This is a genomic window from Streptomyces gobitricini (assembly GCF_039532985.1).
Classification (GTDB): domain Bacteria; phylum Actinomycetota; class Actinomycetes; order Streptomycetales; family Streptomycetaceae; genus Streptomyces; species Streptomyces gobitricini.
The window spans coordinates 14,965-34,167 of sequence record NZ_BAAASR010000020.1; the positions used below are offsets into that span (position 1 = coordinate 14,965).

Annotated in this window: 17 protein-coding genes and 1 tRNA gene; 6 read left to right on the forward strand and 12 right to left on the reverse strand. The window is 73.9% G+C overall.

What is annotated here, in order from left to right:
- Positions 1 to 85: 85 nt before the first annotated feature.
- The 3 genes from ABD347_RS18585 to ABD347_RS18595 all read left to right on the forward strand — a co-directional run bounded on the left by ABD347_RS18585 (position 86) and on the right by ABD347_RS18595 (position 3,380).
- Positions 86 to 1,111, forward strand: coding sequence for a LacI family DNA-binding transcriptional regulator (locus ABD347_RS18585; RefSeq protein WP_344362638.1), 1,026 nt, complete (start codon positions 86 to 88; stop codon positions 1,109 to 1,111).
- A 239-nt stretch (positions 1,112 to 1,350) separates the two neighbouring features.
- Entirely contained in the window at positions 1,351 to 2,730 is a 1,380-nt protein-coding gene (locus tag ABD347_RS18590) for a glycoside hydrolase family 10 protein (RefSeq protein ID WP_344362640.1), read from the forward strand.
- 260 nt (positions 2,731 to 2,990) lie between these two features.
- Entirely contained in the window at positions 2,991 to 3,380 is a 390-nt protein-coding gene (locus tag ABD347_RS18595) for a DUF1330 domain-containing protein (RefSeq protein ID WP_344362641.1), read from the forward strand.
- Positions 3,381 to 3,585: 205 nt separating this feature from the next.
- Here ABD347_RS18595 and ABD347_RS18600 read toward each other — a convergent pair whose 3' ends face one another.
- The 4 genes from ABD347_RS18600 to ABD347_RS18615 all read right to left on the reverse strand — a co-directional run bounded on the left by ABD347_RS18600 (position 3,586) and on the right by ABD347_RS18615 (position 8,554).
- The gene (locus ABD347_RS18600; RefSeq protein WP_344362644.1) at positions 3,586 to 3,723 is read right to left on the reverse strand and encodes a methionine/alanine import family NSS transporter small subunit; all 138 of its coding nucleotides are present in this window, start codon (positions 3,721 to 3,723) and stop codon (positions 3,586 to 3,588) included.
- Complete coding sequence (locus ABD347_RS18605; RefSeq protein WP_344362646.1) at positions 3,723 to 5,255, reverse strand: sodium-dependent transporter; 1,533 nt, start codon at positions 5,253 to 5,255, stop codon at positions 3,723 to 3,725. The genes ABD347_RS18600 and ABD347_RS18605 overlap by 1 nt, the downstream gene beginning before the upstream one ends.
- 505 nt (positions 5,256 to 5,760) lie before the next feature.
- Positions 5,761 to 5,834: transfer RNA gene (locus ABD347_RS18610), tRNA-Pro, on the reverse strand.
- Between the two features lie 53 nt (positions 5,835 to 5,887).
- Positions 5,888 to 8,554, reverse strand: a complete 2,667-nt coding sequence (locus ABD347_RS18615; protein WP_344362648.1) for an ATP-binding protein — start codon at positions 8,552 to 8,554, stop codon at positions 5,888 to 5,890.
- 124 nt (positions 8,555 to 8,678) lie between these two features.
- Between ABD347_RS18615 and ABD347_RS18620 the strand changes: the two genes are divergently transcribed.
- Entirely contained in the window at positions 8,679 to 9,158 is a 480-nt protein-coding gene (locus ABD347_RS18620) for a DUF309 domain-containing protein (RefSeq protein WP_344362650.1), read from the forward strand.
- Positions 9,159 to 9,554: 396 nt separating this feature from the next.
- On the opposite strand, the gene ABD347_RS18625 is transcribed toward ABD347_RS18620, so the two are convergent.
- Positions 9,555 to 10,175: a TetR/AcrR family transcriptional regulator gene (locus tag ABD347_RS18625; protein ID WP_344362933.1), complete on the reverse strand. Its 621-nt coding sequence runs from the start codon at positions 10,173 to 10,175 to the stop codon at positions 9,555 to 9,557.
- Positions 10,176 to 10,331: 156 nt separating this feature from the next.
- Between ABD347_RS18625 and ABD347_RS18630 the strand changes: the two genes are divergently transcribed.
- A complete protein-coding gene (locus ABD347_RS18630; protein WP_344362653.1) occupies positions 10,332 to 11,108 on the forward strand; it encodes a phosphatase PAP2 family protein in 777 nt (258 codons plus the stop codon).
- Positions 11,105 to 11,980, forward strand: a complete 876-nt coding sequence (locus ABD347_RS18635) for a DMT family transporter (protein ID WP_344362655.1) — start codon at positions 11,105 to 11,107, stop codon at positions 11,978 to 11,980. Before ABD347_RS18630 ends, ABD347_RS18635 begins: the two co-directional genes overlap by 4 nt.
- Here the strand turns inward: ABD347_RS18635 and ABD347_RS18640 are convergent.
- From ABD347_RS18640 to ABD347_RS18670, 7 genes are all read right to left on the reverse strand, one after another.
- Entirely contained in the window at positions 11,970 to 12,338 is a 369-nt protein-coding gene (locus tag ABD347_RS18640) for a DUF488 domain-containing protein (RefSeq protein WP_344362657.1), read from the reverse strand. The two genes, ABD347_RS18635 and ABD347_RS18640, sit on opposite strands and share 11 nt — an antisense overlap.
- Positions 12,339 to 12,462: 124 nt before the next feature.
- Positions 12,463 to 13,821 carry a trypsin-like serine protease gene (locus ABD347_RS18645; RefSeq protein ID WP_344362659.1) on the reverse strand — a complete coding sequence of 453 codons (1,359 nt, stop codon included), beginning with the start codon at positions 13,819 to 13,821 and terminating at the stop codon, positions 12,463 to 12,465.
- Between the two features lie 153 nt (positions 13,822 to 13,974).
- Entirely contained in the window at positions 13,975 to 14,193 is a 219-nt protein-coding gene (locus ABD347_RS18650; protein WP_344362661.1) for a DUF6059 family protein, read from the reverse strand.
- Positions 14,190 to 15,983, reverse strand: coding sequence for an acyltransferase domain-containing protein (locus tag ABD347_RS18655; RefSeq protein WP_344362663.1), 1,794 nt, complete (start codon positions 15,981 to 15,983; stop codon positions 14,190 to 14,192). Before ABD347_RS18655 ends, ABD347_RS18650 begins: the two co-directional genes overlap by 4 nt.
- Positions 15,984 to 16,090: 107 nt before the next feature.
- Entirely contained in the window at positions 16,091 to 16,360 is a 270-nt protein-coding gene (locus tag ABD347_RS18660; RefSeq protein WP_344362666.1) for an acyl carrier protein, read from the reverse strand.
- 284 nt (positions 16,361 to 16,644) lie between these two features.
- Positions 16,645 to 17,865: a ketosynthase chain-length factor gene (locus ABD347_RS18665; RefSeq protein WP_344362668.1), complete on the reverse strand. Its 1,221-nt coding sequence runs from the start codon at positions 17,863 to 17,865 to the stop codon at positions 16,645 to 16,647.
- Positions 17,862 to 19,127: a beta-ketoacyl-[acyl-carrier-protein] synthase family protein gene (locus ABD347_RS18670; RefSeq protein ID WP_344362670.1), complete on the reverse strand. Its 1,266-nt coding sequence runs from the start codon at positions 19,125 to 19,127 to the stop codon at positions 17,862 to 17,864. The genes ABD347_RS18665 and ABD347_RS18670 overlap by 4 nt, the downstream gene beginning before the upstream one ends.
- Positions 19,128 to 19,203 lie beyond the last annotated feature (76 nt).

The following is a 19,203-nucleotide window of genomic DNA, read 5'->3' on the forward strand; positions in this document are numbered from 1 at the left end:
GTAGGGGCAGCGCTCGTCGACGGTCAACGGGCGCGCACCGGCGCGACCGAACCGTTACAACGAGGCGTGTCCTATCCTTCGTCGCATGCGTGATGACGACGGTGCGGACGGCCGGGTCACCCTGGCCGAGGTGGCCACCCGGGCCGGTGTGTCCCTCTCGACGGTTTCGAAAGTCCTCAACGGCCGTTCCGACGTCTCGCCGCGCACCCGCACCAAGGTGGAGCGGCTGCTGGAGGCGCACGGCTACCGGCGCCGCGCGACGGGGGCACCCCAGGCTCCCCTGATCGAGCTGGTCTTCCACGAGCTGGAGAGCGTCTGGGCGATGGAGCTCATCCGGGGCGTCGAGAACGTGGCGAAGGAGCAGGGCGCCGCCGTCGTCCTCACCGAGAGCGGCACCCGCCACGCGCCCGGACCCGACTGGGTCGAAGGGGTGCTGCGGCGGCGCCCTCTCGGCGTGGTCCTCGTCTTCTCCACCCTGCCGGACAAGGTCAAGAAGCAACTGCGCTCCCGGGCCATCCCGTTCGTCATCATCGACCCGGCCGGCGATCCGGAGCCGGACGTCCCGTCGGTGGGGTCCGCCAACTGGGCCGGGGGCATGGCGGCCACCAGGCACCTGATCGACCTCGGCCACGAGCGCGTCGGCATCATCACCGGACCCGAGGACATGATGTGCTCGCTGGCCCGGCTCGACGGCTTCCGCTCCGCCATGACCATGGCGGGCCTGACGGTCGATCCGCGCCATGTGCGGTTCGGGGACTTCCACGTCCAGGGCGGGTTCGCCCGCGCCATGGAGCTGCTCGAAGGCCCGGACCGGCCCACCGCGGTCTTCGCCGGGAGCGACCTTCAGGCGCTCGGCGTCCTGGAGGCCGCCCGCCTGAAGGGCCTGGGTGTGCCGCGGGACCTGTCGGTGGTGGGGTACGACGACGTCCCGCTCGCCCAATGGTCCAGCCCGGCGCTGACGACGGTCCACCAGCCGCTGCGGCAGATGGCCGAGGAGGCCGCCCGGATGCTGCTGCGCCCGCGCGACCCGGCCAAGGCCGCCCTGCGTATGGAACTCGCCACCGAGCTGGTGGTCCGGCAGAGCACCGCGCCGCCGCGCCGGGACGCCTGACCACGAGGGCGGGCGCCCCGGTCACCGCGCGGCACACCACTGCGGCCCCTCCCGGGTCGCGTCCCCTCCTGCCCACGGCCTGGTGCGCCGACGGTTGACCGCCGTGATGGTCGGCCGTATGGTCTGCACGCACATTCGGAGAAATTTCCGAAAGTTTCGAACGACCTCATCGCTCCACGCGCGTCCACCCGTCCGTCCGGGACCGGACTGCCGTCCCGTCCCCATCCGAAGAGGTTGACATGGCCATGATCATTCCACGGGGCCCGGTGCGGCCCCTGCGTCCGGCCCGGCGTCCCCGGGTACGCCGCGCACTCGTCCTCGGCACGGCGGGCCTGCTCGCCGCGGTGGGCGTCACGGCCCAGTCCGGTACGGCCGAGGCCGCCGGCACCCTGGGATCGGCCGCCGCCGCCAAGGGACGCTACTTCGGCACCGCCGTCTCGGCGCAGTACTTGGGCGAGTCCGGCTACGTCTCCACCCTGGACCGGGAGTTCAGCTCGGTCACCCCGGAGAACGAGATGAAGTGGGACGCCGTCGAGGCGACCCGTGGCGCCTTCACCTTCGGCCCGGCGGACCGGATCGTCAACCATGCCCAGAGCAGGGGCATGTCCGTCCGTGGCCACACACTGGTCTGGCACTCCCAGCTCCCCGGCTGGGTCGCCGGCCTGGGAGCCGCCGACCTCCGCTCGGCGATGAACAACCACATCACCAAGGTGATGCAGCACTACAAGGGGAAGGTGTTCGCCTGGGACGTGGTCAACGAGGCGTTCCAGGACGGCAGTAGCGGTGCGCGTCGCAGCTCGCCCTTCCAGGACAAGCTGGGCAACGGCTTCATCGAGGAGGCGTTCCGCACGGCCCGCGCGGCCGACCCGGCGGCCGAACTCTGCTACAACGACTACAACACCGACGGCGTGAACGCGAAGAGCAACGCCGTCTACGCCATGGTGAAGGACTTCAAGGCCCGGGGCGTACCCATCGACTGCGTGGGCTTCCAGTCCCACTTCAACAGCGCGTCACCGGTGCCCTCCGACTACCGGGCGAACCTGCAGCGCTTCGCCGACCTCGGCGTCGACGTCCAGGTCACCGAGCTGGACATCGAGGGCTCGGGCAGTGCCCAGGCCGCCAGTTACGGCAACGCCGTCAGCGCGTGCCTGGCCGTCTCCCGCTGCACCGGCATCACGGTGTGGGGCGTGACCGACAAGTACTCCTGGCGCAGCGGCGGCACCCCGCTGCTGTTCGACGGCGCCTACACCAAGAAACCGGCCTACGACGCCGTACTGGCCGCACTCGGCGGCTCGGGCGGCGGAGGAGGGAGCGGCGGCTGCTCCGTGTCGTACACCAGGACCGCGCAGTGGAACGGCGGCTTCAACGGCCAGGTGACGGTCACGGCCGGGAGCGCGCCGATCAACGGCTGGACCACCACGGTGACCGTGACACCACCCCAGAAGGTCTCCGCGACCTGGAACGGCACCCCGACCTGGGACAGCAGCGGGAATGTCATGACCATGAGGCCCGGCGGCAACGGCCACCTGGCCGCCGGGGCGTCCACCACCTTCGGGTTCACCGTCATGACCAACGGCAACACCTCGGCCCCCCTCCTGGGCACCTGCACCGCCTCCTGACTCCACCGTGACCGCGTGTGGCGCGGCGAGCCGCCGACCGCCGCGCCACACGCCCGGACAGGAGGGACCGGCCGCGAGAGCCGCACCTCGGAAGCCGTGGAACGCCCGCGGCGGTGGAAGACGGACCGAGGCGACGGGGAACGCCCCGCGCGACGGACCGACTGGACGGTATGCAAGGGGGCGCCTTCTCCTCTATGCTCCTGACCGCGCCCCCGGGCGCGTCCGAGAAGCCGCCGCCGTCCGACCCTCACGGAGAAGCCATGGCCGTCGATCCCCAAGGTGCCGAGCTCAAGCGGTTCACGACGGAGGATCCCGGCGCTCCTGTCGTCATGCTCAACCTCCTGCGCTTCGCCCCCGGCGGACGCGCCTTGTACGCGGAGTACTCACGACGGGCGGGCGCCTTCCTGGCCCGGTACGGCGGCGAACTGCTCTACGCCGGCGACGGCGGCACGCCACTCGTCGCCGAGCAGGGGCAGTCCTGGGACGCGGTCCTGGTCTTCCGCTATCCCGACCGTGAGGCGTTCGGCCGCATGGTGGCCGACCCGGAGTACCAGGAGATCACCGGTCTGCGCTCCCGCGCCCTGAGCGAAGCGGTGCTCCAGCCGACCACGCCCTGGCCCGCGAACCGTACGCCTCGCACGGCACCGTGACGCACGGGCGGATCGCCGCACGAGGTTCGGGCCCGGCCCCTCCGGACGCATCGACGCCGATGTCCTCCCCACACGACGACGCCGGTTCCCAGGACCACGGCCAGGTTCCGGGAACCGGCGTCACGGCGAAGCCCGAAGCAACCAGCAGCGTCCGTTCGCACCGCGGGGTCCACGCCCGCGCCTGACGGTCCGCCGGGCAGGCACCTCACTCGGCGGGACGGACTCCCGGCGGCGGCTCCTCGGGCTCGGGTGCCTGCCGCCGCAGCCGGACGATGGCGGCGACGAGACCGCCCCACACGACGGCGATGGCGATGATCATCATGATGATGGCGCCGGTCGACATCAGCGCTCCTCCTTCTCGGCGGGTGACTCCATGTCGAGGTCGATGTCCTCACCGCCGGCCTTCCAGGGCAGCAGCGTGAGGATGACCGCGATGACGAGCGCGCCGACGGCGACACCCCATCCCGCGGTGAGCAGGAAGCCGGTCGAGTAGCCCTCGTAGTTCTCGTCGAACTCCGTGCGCAGGCTGTCGACCATCATCCACCCCAGGACCAGTGGGGTGATGACGCCGAGGCAGACGCGCCACCAGCGGCCGAGGCGGATGGCGGAGGTGGCGTCCGCGTTCTGCTGGAGCGCCGGAAGCTTCCGCAACAGCCAGGCGATGACGACCAGCGCGACCAGGGCCGCGAGCGCGATGCCGTACTGGTTGATGAAGTGGTCGGAGGCGTCCAGCAGGAACAGCCCGTCGTCGGTCGGGAACAGCACGATGGACACCAGGGCCACCAGGCCGCCGACACCGAGCACCGCGGGCATCCGGCGCATACCGGTGCGGTCCTGCACCGCGGAGACGACCACCTGCACGATGGAGATCAGCGACGAGAGCCCCGCGATCACCAGCGAGCTGAAGAAGAGCACGCCGAAAAGGCCACCGAGGGGCATCTCCGAGATGACCGCCGGGAACGCGACGAACGCCAGTCCGATGCCGGCGCTCGCGACCTCGCCGACCGGCACCCCGGCAGCGGTGGCCAGATAGCCGAGCGTGGCGAAGACGCCGATGCCCGCGAGGATCTCGAAGGAGCTGTTGGCGAAGCCCGCCACCATGGCGGAGCCGGTGAGGTCCGCACGCCGGCCCAGGTACGAGGCGTACGTGATCATGATGCCGAAGCCGATCGACAGCGAGAAGAAGATCTGGCCGTACGCGGCGACCCAGACACTTCCATTGGTCAGTTCCGACCAATTGGGTGAGAACAGGGCGTCCAGCCCGCTCGCCGCGCCGTCCAGCGTGAGGGCCCGGATCACCAGGGCCACGAAGAAGACGACGAGCAGCGGGATGAAGATCTTGTTGGCGCGTTCGATGCCTCGCCGGACGCCGAACGCCAGGATGGCCAGCACGACCACCCACACGGCGATCAGCGGCCAGAGCACGCCGGGCACGTAGCTGGAGATGACGCCCGGAGTCGCCGAGGTCTCCAGGAAGTCGCCGAAGAGGAAACTCTCGGGATCGTCACCCCACTGCTGCCCGACGGAGAAGCCGACGTAGCGGATCGCCCACGCGATGATGACGGCGTAGTAGGTGGCGATCACGAAGGAGATGACGACCTGCCACCAGCCGATGACCTCCGCCGGCCTCGACATCCGGCGCAGCGCGGCCGGCGGTGACATCCGGTACTTGCGGCCGATCGTGTACTCCAGGATGAGCAACGGGATGCCGGCGGTGAGAAGGGCGATCAGGTACGGCAGCAAGAAGGCGCCGCCGCCGTTCTCGTAGGCGATGGCCGGAAAGCGCCAGATGTTGCCGAGCCCGATGGCCGAACCGATGGCGGCCATCAGGAACCCGGCACGCGTGGCCCACTGCTCACGTGGCTGCTGCGTCATGTGCGTTCCTCGGGTCTTCTGATGGGGAGGTGCTCCAGAACTGACCAGTTGGCACGTTAGCCTGCGAAGCACATCCCGGCGACAGCGTCGCAGGTCCCTCGCGCGCGCCGCCTGACTCCGACACCGTGGGAAGCCGTGGACCGGGAGACACCGGGTTCCCCGTCGGGGACTTCGCCGGGCAGGCCGGGGGCCCGACCGGATGCCGCGGCGCTACGACGCGGTCGGGCTGCTGCGGGCGGCAGCCCCGAGGTCCGGTGCGCGTGTGGGCATCGGGATGGGGTCCGGCCGGCAGGACGCGTCACGCGGCGAGCGGGCGGATCTCCTCGGGGACGCCGGACGGTCCTGATCGCGTGGGTGGTACCGGCATCCCCGGCTCGGCAGCCGGAGACCGCTGACGCGGTGAAGGCGAGTCGGTCCCCGCCCGGTCCCCCAACTGTTCCCCGAGAACGATCAGGGGCCGTTCCAGATTGCTCTGAAACGGCCCCTGACCTGCGACTTCGAAAAGTCGGGACGACAGGATTTGAACCTGCGACCCCTTGACCCCCAGTCAAGTGCGCTACCAAGCTGCGCCACGTCCCGATGCGCGGGTTCCTCGGCTGCTGCCGGGGTGAGCGCGCAGGAGAAAGATTACCTCACTCCGGGACGGGGTCCGTGTCGCGGGTGAGGTGGGCGTGGTCGCGGAGGGCGCGGGCGGCGAGGTGGTCGGCGCCGCAGGCGGTGGCCAGGGCGGCGGCGTGGGCGAGTTCCTTCGGGCAGCGGATGGCCAGGGCGTACTCGTGACGGGCCTGCGCGTGTTCGTACGCGGAGGGGGAGGCCTTCAGGTGGTGGACGGCCTGGGCGAGGAGCTGGACCGCCTCCTCCGCGCGGGCGAAGAGGGCGGCGCACCGGAGGGCTTCGCCGATGGCGGTGTCGGTGCCGAAGCGCTCGGCCTGGAGGCGGGCGCGGGTGGCGAGCCGGGCGGCGCGGGTGGGGTCGTCGGTGGCCAGCGCGCGGGCGAGGTCGCAGGCCCAGGGGGCCCAGAGGCCGTTGTGGCGGTCGCGGGCCTCGAAGGCGCGGCCGGCGGCCTCCAGCTCGGCGACCGCCTCCTCCGTACGGCCTTCGGCCAGCAGCAGGCGGGCGTGGACGCAGGGGCCGTCCGGCATGATCATGACGTTCGGCCATGGTGGGCCGAAGCGGTGGCGGGTGGCGATGTCGCGTGCCTCGGTCACCCGGCCACGGGCGAGCAGGGTGTCGACGAGCAGGCAGGCGGCGTCCCATTGGACGGGCAGTCCGGCGCCGACGCGATCGGCGAGACGGAGGCCCTCGCGCAGAAAGCCCTCGGCCTCGACGAGCGCGCCGCGACGGCGGTGGGCGAGGCCGAGGAGGGTGTGCGCGAAGGCGTGGTGGGCGCCTCTCCAGCCGGAGATCTCATAGGCGCGTACGGCTTCCTCGAACAGGTCCAGGGCCCGGTCGGGCCGGTCGGTGAAGGCGTAGGCGACGCCGACCATGGCGGGGGTCTCGAAGCCCCACTCGGTGTCGGTCCAGCTCAGGCCGCGCGCCGGGCGGCCGTCGACGAGGGCGCGGTCGCACAGATGGAGGACGTGTTCGGCGTCCTCGCCCCGCAGCATGGCGTCGAAGGCCCGCAGGGACAGCAGGGCACGCTCGGTGTTGCCGGCCCCGGGCAGGTGGTCGGCGAGTTCGGCGAGACGGCGGGAGCGGCCGGCTCCGTCCTCCTCGGTGGCCCGGAACGCCTCGTACATGAAGTGGGCCGCCTGGAGGCGCATGCGGGCGGGGCCCGCGGGGGCGCGGGCGGCCTCGGCGGCGACGGAGTGGGCGGCCTCGCGGAGCTGGTCGTTGTGGGCCAGGGCCTGGGCGAGGCGGCAGGTGGCGTCGGTGCGCAGGTCGCCGTCGAGGCCGGGCAGGGCGAGGGCGGAGCGGAGGTGGCGCACGGTGGCGGCGGGCGAGGTGAGGAGGGTGGCGCAGCCGAGTTCGTAGAGGACCTGGGCGTACATCCGGGGCGGCGGGGGTTCCAGGAGGGCGCGCTCCAGGCAGCGGCGGGCGGCCTCCGGGGCGCCGACGGCGAGGTGCTCGCGGGCGGCCTCGCGCAGCTGGACGACGACTTCCTCGTCGTCGCCCGGGTGGATCTCCAGCAGGTGGCGGGAGGCTGCCGCGGCGCCGAGACCGGCGCGGGCGACGGCCCAGGCGGCCCGGCCGTGCATGGCGGTGCGGGTGGCGGGCGGGATGGAGCGGTACACGGCGGACGCGATGAGCGGGTGGACGAACTCCAACGGGTCGGACCCGGTGACGATACGGGCCTCCCGGAGCCGTTCGGCGCAGCCGGTGGCCTCGGCGGAGGTCATCCCGGCGAGCGAGGCGGCCAGTCCGCGCGGGCTGCCGGTGCCGAGCACGGCGGCGGCCCGGGCGAGCCGGGCGGGGCCGGTGCCGAGGCGCTCCAGCCGGGCGACGAGGCCGCTGCCGCGGGCGGAGGCGCCGAGGTCGCGCAGCCGGCCCACCGACCGTTCGACGGGGTCGAGCAGTTGGTCCCGGACCTTGGCGAGCAGTTCGACCGTTTCGTACGGATTGCCGCCGGTCACCGTCCACACCTCGCGGCAGAACGGGTCGTCCGCCCGGTCACCGAGGGCGGCACGGACCAGTTCGGCGGTCGCGCCGGGGCTGAAGGGGTGCAGGGTGACCCGCAGCCGGGCGGCGCCGCCGAGCCGGTCGAGCAGCCGGGCGGCGCCGGGCGGCGGGTCGGCGCGGTGGGCGAGGACGACGAGCAGCGGATGGCTGGGCACGCTCACGGCCAGCGAGGCGAGCCAGGTCAGGGACTCGGTGTCCGCCCGGTGCGCGTCGTCGACGAGCAGGACGAGGGGCCGGGCCCGGTGGCGCTCGACGAGCCGCGCGGCGAACCAGTCCAGGCCGTCGCGCACGCCTTGGGGGTCGGCGGTCCGCCCGCCGGGGGCCACGAGACCGAGGGCGGGGGCGGCGACCTCGTACCAGTCGCCGAAGAGGTGTCGGACCCGGTCGTCGGTGAGCCCGGCGAGGACGGGCCGCAGCAGTTGCCGTACGAGGTGGAAGGGGGCGGAGGTGACGGCTTCACCGCCGCACCCGCCGCTGACGGTGCACCTGTCCTCGGCGATCCGGCGGACCGCCGCGAGCATGGCCGTCTTGCCGATACCGGCCTCGCCCCGGTAGACCAGCAGACTGCCGCAGGCCGCCGGGCCGCACAGCGCCGCCACGGCGCGGGCCGCGGCGGCGAGCTCCGGCTCGCGCTCCAACAGCGGCACGGCGCGCCGGTGTTCCGGCCGGGACGGCAGCATCGCCTTCCCTCCCCCACGAGTACCCGTCGAGTCCCCACACTCCGTGGCAAGCCGAGCGTAGTCCGGTCCCCCGGTCGGCGGACATGGTTGGGACGGTACCCGCCGTACGGGTGACAATTGGGGCGTGAACAGGACGCGAAGGGACCGGGACGAAGAGGGGCGGGCGCGCAACGCCCGCCCGAGGGACGGGCTGGGCCGCCCCCTGCCGTACGGGGAGGAGGGGGTGGAGCGGCAGCCCGAAGGGGTGGTGCGCACGCCGGACGAGACGGTACGGGAGGCGCAGCGGCTGCTGGACTCCGGCATGCCGTTCCACGCCCACGAGGTCCTGGAGGACGCCTGGAAGTCCGGCCCGGAGGAGGAGCGGGAGCTGTGGCGGGGGCTGGCACAGCTGGCGGTCGGGCTGACCCACGCCGCCCGGGGCAACACGGCCGGCGGGGCCCGGTTGCTGCTCCGGGGAGCGGACCGGATCGGGGCGTTCACCCGTCGTCCGTACGGGATCGACGTGGGCGCCCTGGCGACCTGGGCGCGGTCGCTGGCAGGCCGGCTGGACGGACCGGTGGACCCGGTGGACCCGGTGGCGGAGGCGCCGAGGCTACGGGGGTGAAGGACGGACGCCCGGGACGGGGAGCCGGGCCGGGGGCACAGGGGTGAACGACGGCCGCCGGGACGGGGGCAGCAGGAAGGTACGAACGGCCGCCCGGGCCGGGGGCACAGGGGGTGAACCATGGCCGCCGGGGCGCGGTGGCCTCGGGGCGGAGGCGGGCCCGTCCGAGGAGTGCGGGGTCGGCGGGCTGTGCGTGGCCTCCGTCGCTGGTCCGGGCGACACCGCGGGGCCGCGGCTGCGGCCGCCGGCGCGGGCCGTGGACCACCCGCGCGCACGCGGAGGCCGGTACCGGTGGATCCGGGGCGCAGGTCGGGTGGTGACCGTCGGCCGGGCCACGGGGGCGGCGGGGTGGTCGACTCCGCGCCCACCGGTGGGCGCGGGGCGGCGAGGCGGCCGTCAGGTGTCGGAGGGGGCGATCCCGAGGGCCGGGAGGATCACCGCTTCCACGTACGCCGGCAGGGCGTCCTCCTGACCGAACCGGTCCTCGAAGAGCCGCTCGACACGCAGGACGCCGAGCAGCCCGGGGGCTACGAAGGCGATGGCCGGGTTGTCGGCGGCGATCTCACCGCGCTCGACACCGCGCCGGAGCATCGCGTCGAGCGCGGCGACCTCCGGGTCGATGACCGTTTCGCGCAGCGCCCGGCGCAGATCCGGGTGGTGGAGATAGGCCTGGCCGACGGCCTCCATCAGTTCGGTGTCACGGCCGCCGCGTCCCGCCGCGGCGAGCGCGGCCGCGCGCAGGTCGCCCGCCAGGGACCCGGTGTCGATGCCGGTGAACAGGCCGCTCCGGCTCTTGCCGAGGGCGGCCGTCACCAACTGGGCCTTGGTCCTCCACTGGCGGTAGAGGGTGGCTTTGCCGCACTTCGTGCGGGCGGCGACACCCTCCATGGTCACGGCGTCGTAGCCGCCCTCCCGCAGCAGGTCGAGCACGGCCCCGTACAGCTCCAGCTCGCGCTCGGGGCTGATCCTGCTGCGGCGGGCGCCGGTCCTGGCGGCCGTGGCGGCCTGCGTCGGCATCGGTTCCTCCACGAAGGGGGCGGGGGTGTCCTGCACGTACGAGACTAAGGGCCGCTCAATCGAGACGCAACCGTATCGATACGTTTGCGTCTCGATAAAAACGGACCTACGCTTCACTCGTTTGCTTCCGTTTTGATCTGTGAATGAGGCCGGAGAATGGCTGCCGGGACCGCCGGGATACGTCATGCCGAGCCGGAGACGACCGATCCGCCACGGCCGCCCCTGGTACGCGAACTGGTGCTGGTGACAGCCCTGTTCCTCGTCTACAAGCTGGGCCGGTCGGTGGCGAACGGCCATGAGGCCCTGGCCTTCGGCAACGCGGACCGGGTGTGGGACCTGGAGCGTGCCCTGCACCTGCCGGGCGAGGGCCGGGTGCAGCACCTGGTCCTGGACGGCGCGGCCCTCGTGCACGCCGCGAACGCCTACTACGCCTGGGTCCACTTCCCCGCCACGGCCGCCTTCCTGGGCTGGCTCTACTGGCGCCGCCCCGGCCACTACGTCTGGGCGCGCCGCGCCCTGGCACTGTTGACCGCCGCCGCCCTCGCGCTCCACCTGCTGGTGCCCCTCGCGCCGCCCCGCATGCTGGCCGAGGCGGGGCTCGTCGACACCGCGCGGGTCTACGGGCCGTCCGTGTACGGCGCCACGCCCGCGACGGACGGCATGGCCAACCAGTTCGCGGCGATGCCGTCGCTGCACTTCGGGTGGGCGCTGATGGTCGCCGTCGGGCTGATCGCCGCCACGCGCGGCCGGTGGCGGGCCCTGTGGCTGCTCCACCCGCTCGTCACCCTGCTGGTGATCGTCGGCACGGCCAACCACTACTGGCTGGACGCTGTGGTGGCCACGGCACTGCTCGGCGCCGCTCTCGCGCTGGTACGGCGGCCGGTCGCCGCCCGGTGGCCGGCGCCACCGCGGATCCGGGCGGTGGCGGGATGAGGGCCACGCTGTTCGCCCTGCTGCTGTCGCTGGCCTCGGCCGCCGGGTACGCCCTGGCGGCTGTCGCCCAGTCCCGGCTGGCCGCGGGCGGCGCGGGCACCAGGGCGCTGCTCGCCCGGCCGCTGTGGTGGTGGGCGATCGGGCTGAACGCGGCGGGCGCGCTCACCCATGTCGCGGCGCTGCACCACGGGCCGCTCACCCTGGTCCAGCCGCTCGGCGCGCTGACGCTGGTCGCCGCGCTGCCGGTGGGGGCGTACTACGAGCGGCGGCGGGTGACCCGGGTGGAGTGGCGCGGCGCGCTGTGCACCCTGGGCGGTCTCGTCGGTCTGGTCGCGGTGGTGGGACCGGCGACGCCGGGGGACGCGCTGTCGCTGCCGGAGGCCCTGTCGGTGGCCGCGGTGACGGCGGCGGCCATCGCCGTGCTGGTCCGCCGCGGGGGCCGCGGTCTGGGTCTGGCGACGGCGTCGGGGGTGGCGTCGGGCGTGGCGTCGGCGCTGACGCAGACGGTCACCGCGGCGCTGGCGCGGGAGTTGCCCGGCGGGCCGGTGACCTGGTGGCAGACGGGGCTCCTGGCGGTGCTGGTGTCGGTGTTCGCCATGGGCGGGCTGCTGCTGGCGCAGGCGGCGTTCCGGGGCGGACTGGCGGCGCCGCTCGCGGTGGTGAACCTCGCGAACCCGGCGGTGGCGGCCGTCATCGGCGTCGCGCTGCTCGGCGAGACGTTCCGGGCGGGCCCCGCCGGGTGGCTGGTCGCGGCGGTCTCGGGTGCGGTGGCGGCGCGTGGGGTGCTGCTGCTGACGGCCGGTCACCCGGTGCCCGTGCCCGTGCCCGCGCCCCGGACCGCCGAGGGCGATGCCGGCCCGGTCACCCCTTGAGCAGTTCCGCGAGCACGGCCGCGTGGCCGCGGTCCGGTTCCCTGGAGGCGGTGAGCAGCGTGAGCGGCCCCTTCCGGGCGAGGTCGCGCAGCCGGTCGAGCGCCTCGGCCGCCTCCGGCCGGGCGAGTTCGGCCTCGTAGCGCCGCCGGAACTCCTCGTACGCGTCGCCCTCCGCCGCGTGGTACCACCGCCTGAGTCCGGTGGACGGGGTCAGGGACTTGGGCCACTCGTCGACGTGCGCGTCCGTCTTGGACAGGCCGCGCGGCCAGAGGCGGTCGACGAGGACCCGTACCCCGTCACCGGATCCGGGCGGGTCGTAGACGCGGCGGATCCTCGGGCGGGAGGCGGCCCGCGTCATGCTCGCGGGCCGGAGCGGGGTCGCGGGCGCCCGCCCGCCGGCGGCGGACCGCCCGGGAGTGCGACGGGGCGGAGCCCGGCCCGGCGGCCGGAGCGGGCCTCGCCCCTGCCCGCCGCCGCGCCGGTCAGACGCGCTGCCACAGGCCGGCGGTCTCCGAGGGGCGCAAGCCCGGCTGGGCCTGGTGCGGCTGGAGGCACCGGTAGGAGACTCCGTCGTACGTCACCTGGTCGCCCGCCTGATAGACCTTGCCGGCGGCCCAGGTGCCGCCCGCCTTGCCGGTTTCGCCCGGGTCGGGGGCGTTCGTCTTCAGGGTCAGGCCGTACTCCTGGAGCAGCGGGTTGACCGGCTGGTAGAAGGTGGTGCCGCCGTCCTTGCAGTTGCCGGAGCCGCCGGAGGTGACGCCCTGGGCCTGAGTTCCGGAGATGTACGGGCCGCCCGAGTCGCCCGGCTCGGCGCAGACCGTGGTGCGGGTCAGGCCCTTCACGGTCCCCTGGAGGTAGGACACGCTGGTGTCGTGCTGCTCGACGGTGCCGCAGTGCCAGCCGGTGGTGGAGCCGGACCGGCAGATCGACGCGCCGACGAGGGCCTCGGTGGAGCCGGCGACCTCAACGTTCTGGTCGCCCTGCCCCTTGATCTGGGCGGTCGCCGTCCAGTCGGCGTTGGCGGCCACCCAGGCCATGTCCTTGCCGGGGAAGGTCGAGGCCTTGAACTCGCCCTGGGCCACCTTGTTGTGTCCCAGGGTCGCGGCGCCGGCCGGGCCGCAGTGCCCGGCGGTGGCGAAGCCCTGCTGGGTGCCGGAGACCACCGCGAACCCCACGGAGCAGCGGCTGGTGCCGATGTAGTAGGCGTCGCCGCCCCGGATGTCGTGCGCCAGCGGGCGCGGCCGCTCGGTGGTCGACTTGACGCGTACGAGGTCGCGCTCGACGCCGGTGGCGGTGAGGAAGACGTCGGCGGCGGAGGCCTCGGAGGCCTCGAGAGTCACGCTGTTGGTGCGGAGGTCGACGTACCAGACGGGGGCGTCGGCGGTCTTCGTCCGCAGGGAGCCCTTGTCCAGCTTGGCCTTGGCGGCCTCCAGCCGCTTGAGCCCGTGGCGGACCACCTTCGCCTCCGCCCCGCCCGCCTTGATGGCGGCGGTGTCGGCGGCGTCGGTGGTGGCGACGGTGAGCGTGGCGGAGACCGGACCGCTCACCCACGCCCCCGCGAACCGGTCGCCCAGGGTGTTGCGCAGGCGGCCCGCCCGGGTGCCGGCCTCGGCCTCGTTCCTCAGCCGGGTCTCGGCCTGTTCCCGGGTCAGGCCGAGGTCGCGCTGCATGGCGTCGAGGAGGGCCGGGGACGGCTTGTCGACGCCGGGGGTGCCGGTCGCCGCGGGGGTCGACGGAGGCGCGGGCGCCTCACCGGCGACCGCGCCGGGCGAACCGGCCAGCACGAGCGCGCCGACGGCGGTGAGGGTGGCGCACGCGGCTGTGGCGTGTCTGCGGAGCATCGGGTGTCACCTCTGTTCGGGGGGTCTCTTCCGGGGAAGACGTGCCGAACCGTAGGTGTTTCCTGAGGAACGTCCGACGATGTCGAATTAACGTTTCTTCGGCTTTATGGGAGACACGGGCGCCCGCCATGCGGCGTAACGCCCGCCCTGTTGTCACCGCTTCCGCGCCGGCTCCATCAGCTGCCGCCACAGCGCCAGCTCCGCGTCGCTCGGCGGGAGGTCCGGCCGCAGCCGCTCGGGGTGACCGTGCGACGGGGGACGCAGCTCCGGCCGCGACACCGGCGGCGGTGCCATCGGGAGGCCGAGCCAGAGCCACCCGGCGGCTGCCAGGGCGTCGTAGCAGCCGCGCAGGAACCGTGTCACCACCCTCATGAGCGCAGGGCGGGTGCCGGTTCCCGCCGCCCCGCCGCCCCGGCCCCCGCGGACGGGGCGGCGTCCTCCTCGCCGCTCCACGTCCACAGCCGGGACACCGCGTCCATGTCGAGGTCGTGGCCCTCGGTCCAGATCCGCGCCGCCGCGGCCAGCACCGACTGGCGGTCGGCCTCCGCCGTGCCGGGGCGGGCGGGCAGCAGCGGGGCGACCGCGCTCGCGCCGAGGCGGACCGCCCGGTGCCTGCGGGCGAACGCCGTGAGTGTCTGGCGCGGCCCGGCCTCGACGAGCAGGACGTCCTCGATCGCGACGAGTTCCTCCAGCGCCGCGCGGAAGTGGACGGTGTCGGTGATCTGGCGGGCCCAGAAGCGCGGGCTGAGCGCCTCCTCCGGGCGCATCAGCGCCCCGGTGTAGCCGGAGTACAGCGGCAGGGCCGGCTCGCGGAACGGAATGCGGCGGTAGTCGGCCTCCACGGCGTCGGACGCGGGGGCCATCGCCGGGGAGTGGAAGGGGCTCGTCGCGGGCACCGTGACCACCGTGAAGCCGTCGGCCCGCAGCCGTGCCTCGGTGGCGGCCAGCGGCTCCGCGGAACCAGCGAGCATGACCTGCTGGGCGGCGTTGACGGCTGCGATGGCCACGTCCGCGTTCAGGTACGGGCGCATCAGCGTCTCGCTCGCGGCGACGGCCAGCATGCCGCCCGCCGGGATCCTCACCGCCTCCCGGACCCGCGTCATCACCATGGCGACCGCGTCGGGCAGCGACACGACACCGGCGACGACCGCCGCGACCAGCTCACCCGCGCTGTGCCCGAGGAGCGCCACCGGGCGCACTCCCCAGCCGAGGAGCATCCGGCCGAGCGCGTAGTCGATCGCGAACAGCAGCGGCTGGGCGCGGCGTACGTCGTCGATCGGGACGCGCGGTTCGCCGGGCGTGAGCCAGTCCTCCCGGATCCGCTCGCCCTCGTCGCCCATGTGGGCGAGGGCCGCGTCGACGGCCGCGGTGAACACGGGCTCACGGCGGTACAGACCGCGGGCCATGCCGGCGTGCTGGGACCCCTGGCCGGGGAAGAGCAGGGCGACCGGGCGGGGCCGGTCCGCGCGTACCGCCTTGGCCTTGTGGACCGTACCGGCGGCGAGCGCGGCGACGGCGACGGCCGCTCCTCGCACGGGCCCCGGCGGGGTGCCGCAGGGCACGGCGGTGGGCAGGGCGGGGAACGCCTCGCTGTGCAGTCCGCTCAGCAGCGGCAGCAGTTCACCGCGGACCCGGACCTCGTCCTCCGCGTCCCGGCCCGACCAGAGCAGCAGCCGGTGGCGTTCGGGGGCGGTGGCGCGGTGGCCGTGGTACAGCGGGCGCAGGGGTGGGACGGCGTCCTCGTCGGTTCCCGTCACGTCCAGGACGCCCAGCACGCGGTCGGCGTCGGCGACCGCCTCGGCGGCCCGCTTGACCGCGTACACGGTGATGGTGTGCGGGTCCGGTTCGCCAAACCCGGCGACCATGGCGAAGTCCGCCTCCCCGTCCTGGAGTTCGCGATGGGCCTGGCGCAGGGCGCGACCGGGGGTGAGCGCGGTGCGGACGGTGAACCCCTCGTGCTCGGGCCCGAGGCTAGGGTCGAGCGCGGCGGCTCCGATGTGGACGACGGTGCGCACCGGGAGTTCCCCGGGGGGCCGGCCGAAGGCGCGGAGCACGGCCGAGACGGCAGCGGCCGAGGCCACGGACTGGGCCCGCTGCTCATGCGCGGGGCCGGGGCTGACGACGAGTCTCCGGACGACCGCGCTGTACGACGTGAGAGACATGCTTCCTCCTCGTGGGGCCGCGGCTCCGGCCGCTGACGGAGTGCTTGAGGGAAGCGGCCGCCCCGCTACGGGGGATGTCGGCGGGGCGGCCGCGTGCGGGGGCCGGATCAGGCGGCGGTGCCCTGACCGGCGTTGATGAGGGCGAGGAGCGCCCCGGGGGTCTCGGCGTCGACGACGGCGTCGTCCGGGATCGCGATGCCGTACTCGCGCTGGATCTGCCCTATGACCTGGAGCAGCGCGAGGGAGTCGTAGCCGAGGTCCATGAAGGGGGTGTCGATGACGTCGCCGTCCAGGTCGATGCCCTCCTCCTCGCCGGCGCTCTCGCGGAGCATGCGGGTCAGGTCGGCCAGGGTGACGGTGGTGGTCGTCGTGTTCATGGTCGGTGCCGTCCTCTCGTAGAACTACTCGGATGGTGCCTGTCGGACCCCAGCCGGTTCCTGAAACGTGCTTCCGGCGGGAGCTGAGCCGTGGGGGGGTCCTCGTGGGGGTGTCTCGTGGGGGTGTCTCGTGGGGTCTCGCGGAGGGGTCCGGTGCGGTCCCGGGACGGGCCGCCGCCGGGCCCCTCGCCCGGCGGGGCCTGCCGGGACGGTGTTCCACCGGTCGTCGGGCGGGGCGCACGCGCCGGGCGGGACCGTCCGGCGTCGTGCGCGTGGTCCTGCCGTCAGGAGGCGTGCCGTACGACGAGCGCCGCGTTGAAGCCGCCGTGCCCGCGGGCCAGTACGAGCGCGGTGCGCAGCCTCGCCTCACGGGCCTGGCCGGTGACGAGGTCGATACGGTGCTCCGGTGCGGCCTCCGTCACGTGCGCGGTCGGCGGGATCACGCCGTCCCGCAGCGCGAGCAGGGCCGTCGCCACGTCCAGCGCGGCGCCTCCGGCGAGCAGCCGCCCCGTCATCGTCTTGGGCGCCGTCACGGGTACGCCGTGCGGCCCGAAGAGCCCCGCGAGGGCCTCGGCCTCGGCCCGGTCGGCCGCGGGCGTACCGGCGGCGTCGGCGAAGACGACGTCCACGTCGGCGGGGGTGAGCCCCGCGTCCGCCAGGGCGTTCCCGGCGGCCCGGCGCAGCCCCGGCGGGCGGCCGGAGCCGGGTGCCGGGTCGAGGGTCGCCGCGTACCCCACGATCTCCCCGTACACCTGGGTGGCGCCCCGGTCGCGTGCGGACCGCTCGTCCTCGACGATGAGGATCGCGCCGCCCTCGCCCGGCACGTATCCACTGGCGTCGGCCGCGAAGGGCAGGTAGGCCCGCTCGGGGTCGTTCACCGTGCTCATCAGCCCGGAGGCGATCTGCGGGACCCAGCCCCAGGGGCAGATGGCCGCGTCGACACCGCCGGAGATGACGGCCGGGAACCCCTTGCGGACGTGGCGGCGCGCCTGCCCGATCGCGTCGATGCCGCCGGCCTGCTCGGTGAGCAGCACGCCGCTCGGGCCGCGCAGCTTGTGGCGGATGGAGATCTGCCCGGTGTTGACGGCGTAGAACCAGGCGAAGGACTGGTACGCGCTGACGTACTCCTTGCCCTTGCTCCACAGGTTCTCCAGCTCCCGCTGGCCGAACTCGACGGCCCCTCCGGACGCCGAGGTCACCACGCCGATGCCGAACTCGGGCATCTCCTCCGGGTTGATGCCGGCGTCGGCCAGGGCCCAGTCCGCCGCCGTCAGGGCGAGGCGGGTCATGTGGTCGGTCTGGGGCATCAGCCGGCTGGGGATGTGCTCCTCGGCCACGTAGTCGGACACCTCGCCCGCGACGCGCGAGGGGTACTGGCCGGCGTCGAAGCGGGTGACCGGGCCCAGGCCGGACTCGCCGGCGAGGGTGGCCTTCCAGAAGTCCTCGGTCCCCAGCCCGTTGGGGGCGGTGATGCCGAGGCCTGTCACCACGGTTGCCGTGGTCATGCGGTTCTCCTCTCCGGGCGGGCCAGCACCATGGCGCTCTGGAAACCGCCGAAGCCGCTGCCCACGCTGAGCACCACGTCGGTCTTCTTCTCGCGGGCGGTCAGGGGGATGTAGTCGAGGTCCAGCTCGGGGTCGGGCTCGTGGAGGTTGGCGGTGGGCGGCAGCACACCGTGCTCCATGGCCAGGGCGCAGGCGGCGATCTCCAGCGAGCCGATCGCGCCGAGGGAGTGCCCGATCATCGACTTGATGGAGCTGACCGGGGTCTCGTACGCGTGCGCGCCGAGGCTGCGCTTGAAGGCGCCGGTCTCGTGGCGGTCGTTCATCTTGGTGCCGGAGCCGTGGGCGTTGATGTAGTCCACCGAGTCCGGGGCGAGGGCCGCCTCGCCGAGGGCGACGTCGATGGCCTCGGCCATCTCGCGGCCGTCGGGCTTGAGGCCGGTCATGTGGTACGCGTTGCAACGGGAGGCGAATCCCGCGATCTCCGCGTAGATGTGGGCGCCGCGCCGGCGGGCGCTCTCCAGCTCCTCCAGGACGAGGATCGCCGCGCCTTCGCCGAGGACGAGGCCGCTGCGGGTCCGGTCGAAGGGCCGGCAGGCGCTCTCGGGGGTGTCGTTGCGGGGGGTGGTGGCGTGGATGGCGTCGAAGCAGGCCGAGGTGATCGGCGAGATCGGGGCCTCGGTGGCGCCGGCGATCATCACGTCGGCGGTGCCCTCCCGGATCAGGTCCACGGCGTGACCGAGCGAGTCCAGGCCCGAGGTGCAGCCGGTCGAGACCACGGCGGCCGGACCCTCGGCGCCCGCGGCGCGGCCCACTTCAGCGGCCATCGAGCTGGGCACGAAGTGCCGGTACAGCTCGGGGACGGCGTACTCGTGGTCGACGTTCCACTTGCGGCCGCCGTCGCTGACCACCACGTACTCGCGCTCCAGGCTGGTGGTGCAGCCGACCGCGCTGCCCAGCGAGGTACCGACACGCCCCGGGTCGAGGGCGGCGACGTCGAGGCCGCTGTCGGCGAGGGCCTCGCGGGTGGAGACGACCGCGAACTGCGCGGCCCGGTCGAGCCTGCGGATCTCCTGGGGGGTGAGCCCCGCGGCCGCCGGGTCGAAGTCGCACTCGGCGGCGACCTGCGAGCGGAACGGGGAGGGGTCGTAGAAGGAGATCCGGCGGGTGGCGGTGCGCCCCGCCGTGAGGAGGTCCCAGTACTCCTTCACGCCGACCCCGCCGGGGGCCACGACGCCCAGTCCGGTGATGGCGACTCTACGCATGCCGCTACCTCGCCTTCGACGGGGCCGAATGCCCCCACGGGCACCTGCCGGATGGAACTGTGCGGGCCACTGTCGA

Excerpts from the sequence above, each read along its gene's own strand:
- ABD347_RS18625 (WP_344362933.1), bottom strand. The coding sequence starts at position 10,175 with ATGCCGACGCAGGCCGCCACGGCCGCCAGGACCGGCGCCCGCCGCAGC.
- ABD347_RS18615 (WP_344362648.1), bottom strand. The coding sequence starts at position 8,554 with ATGCTGCCGTCCCGGCCGGAACACCGGCGCGCCGTGCCGCTGTTGGAG.
- ABD347_RS18650 (WP_344362661.1), bottom strand. The coding sequence starts at position 14,193 with ATGAGGGTGGTGACACGGTTCCTGCGCGGCTGCTACGACGCCCTGGCA.
- ABD347_RS18640 (WP_344362657.1), bottom strand. The coding sequence starts at position 12,338 with ATGACGCGGGCCGCCTCCCGCCCGAGGATCCGCCGCGTCTACGACCCG.
- ABD347_RS18660 (WP_344362666.1), bottom strand. The coding sequence starts at position 16,360 with ATGAACACGACGACCACCACCGTCACCCTGGCCGACCTGACCCGCATG.
- ABD347_RS18605 (WP_344362646.1), bottom strand. The coding sequence starts at position 5,255 with ATGACGCAGCAGCCACGTGAGCAGTGGGCCACGCGTGCCGGGTTCCTG.
- ABD347_RS18635 (WP_344362655.1), top strand. The coding sequence starts at position 11,105 with ATGAGGGCCACGCTGTTCGCCCTGCTGCTGTCGCTGGCCTCGGCCGCC.
- ABD347_RS18655 (WP_344362663.1), bottom strand. The coding sequence starts at position 15,983 with ATGTCTCTCACGTCGTACAGCGCGGTCGTCCGGAGACTCGTCGTCAGC.
- ABD347_RS18585 (WP_344362638.1), top strand. The coding sequence starts at position 86 with ATGCGTGATGACGACGGTGCGGACGGCCGGGTCACCCTGGCCGAGGTG.
- ABD347_RS18645 (WP_344362659.1), bottom strand. The coding sequence starts at position 13,821 with ATGCTCCGCAGACACGCCACAGCCGCGTGCGCCACCCTCACCGCCGTC.
- ABD347_RS18600 (WP_344362644.1), bottom strand. The coding sequence starts at position 3,723 with ATGTCGACCGGCGCCATCATCATGATGATCATCGCCATCGCCGTCGTG.
- ABD347_RS18670 (WP_344362670.1), bottom strand. The coding sequence starts at position 19,127 with ATGCGTAGAGTCGCCATCACCGGACTGGGCGTCGTGGCCCCCGGCGGG.
- ABD347_RS18595 (WP_344362641.1), top strand. The coding sequence starts at position 2,991 with ATGGCCGTCGATCCCCAAGGTGCCGAGCTCAAGCGGTTCACGACGGAG.
- ABD347_RS18665 (WP_344362668.1), bottom strand. The coding sequence starts at position 17,865 with ATGACCACGGCAACCGTGGTGACAGGCCTCGGCATCACCGCCCCCAAC.
- ABD347_RS18630 (WP_344362653.1), top strand. The coding sequence starts at position 10,332 with ATGGCTGCCGGGACCGCCGGGATACGTCATGCCGAGCCGGAGACGACC.
- ABD347_RS18590 (WP_344362640.1), top strand. The coding sequence starts at position 1,351 with ATGGCCATGATCATTCCACGGGGCCCGGTGCGGCCCCTGCGTCCGGCC.